Origin of the sequence: [Flexibacter] sp. ATCC 35208 (assembly GCF_001975825.1) — a bacterium.
GTDB lineage: Bacteria > Bacteroidota > Bacteroidia > Chitinophagales > Chitinophagaceae > Chitinophaga.
This window is the reverse complement of record NZ_MTKN01000179.1, coordinates 1-1,479: the sequence shown is the minus strand read 5'-3', so window position 1 is coordinate 1,479 and position 1,479 is coordinate 1. Positions and strand designations below refer to the sequence as shown.

Genomic DNA, 1,479 nt, shown 5'->3' with positions numbered 1-1,479 from the left:
TGGCGCATTATTTACAGGCACGATACCAGTTGGCACCTGATGACCTGATTGGTCTTCAGCTGTCACGCAGCGAATGGCTTGTAACAGGCATATTGGGGATATTAAAAGCTGGTTGTGGTTATGTTCCTATTGATCCCAATTATCCGGAAGATCGTATCGATTACATAAAAAGCGACAGCCGCTGCAAGGTTGTGATTGATGCAGCGGAGCTGGCAGTATTCCTGGATGCCCGGTTGTCGTTTGCAGAAACGAATCCTGTACAGCAGGCGTCTCCAGGCCACCTGGCGTATGTGATTTATACATCCGGATCTACCGGTCTCCCCAAGGGTGTGATGATTGAGCACCGGCAGGTAATTTCATTTTTCAGCAATTTTCATAACAGTTATTTATTTGAGCCGGGTATGGTATGGGGCTCTGTTACCAACTATACTTTTGATATATCTGTGCTGGAGATACTGGGAAGCCTGACAGGTGGAATACAGCTGGTATTGTTATCATCGACTGATCCGCAGGGACTGATACAGGAGATGCGGGACAAACAGGTTACGATATTGCAGTTAACGCCATCACGGCTTAGCCAGCTGTTGGAAAGCAATGATTCTGCTATCGCATTTCTGGGTGATCTGAAATATTTACTGGTAGGTGGAGAAGCACTGGGTCAGCAGCATTACGATCGATTGAAGGAGTTAACGGGCACGCGAGTTTTAAACATGTATGGTCCGACAGAGACGACGATCTGGAGCAGCAGTCTTGAGTTGCAGGGGAGTGCCGCCTTAACAATCGGTAAGCCGCTGTTACATGAAGCTACTTATATCATGGACAGCCATCAGCAGTTATGTGCAATAGGCATAACCGGTGAGATCTGTATAGGTGGTGCGGGTCTGGCCCGTGGTTATCTGTACCGTGAAGAACTGACTGCTGAAAAATTTATACCTCATCCTTACCGTGCGGGAGAGCGGTTGTACCGCACAGGAGATCTGGGTAGGTGGCTGGCAGATGGAATGATCTCTTTCCTGGGGCGTAATGACGACCAGGTGAAGATACGTGGCTACCGTATAGAGCCGGGTGAAATAGAGAGGGCCCTGCAAACGCATCCTGGTGTAGCCTCAGCGGTGGTATTGGCAATAACATCCGGCAACGGTTCTCCTGAAATTGTAGCCTACCTTTTAGGAACGGAACCCCTTCAGTCAACAGAATTACGGGCGCACCTGCAAAAGCATTTGCCGGTATATATGCTGCCGGAACATTATGTACAGCTGGATGCTTTTCCGCTGAACGCGAGTGGTAAAGTAGATCGCAAGCGGCTGCCATCGCCTCAGGGATTGGGTCTTTCGGCGGGCAGGGAATACATAGGGCCCCGCAATGGGACAGAAGCACAGCTGGTGCAGATATGGGAGGAGGTATTGGGCCGCACAGGTATAAGTATTAAAGATAACTTCTTTGAGTTGGGTGGACATAGCCTTAAAGTTACCCGACTGG

General features: G+C 49.4%; 1 protein-coding gene. It reads left to right on the top strand.

The window, feature by feature from the left end:
• Window positions 1–1,479 (top strand): amino acid adenylation domain-containing protein (locus BW716_RS34935; protein WP_143709232.1); only part of this gene is annotated, 1,479 nt, incomplete at both ends.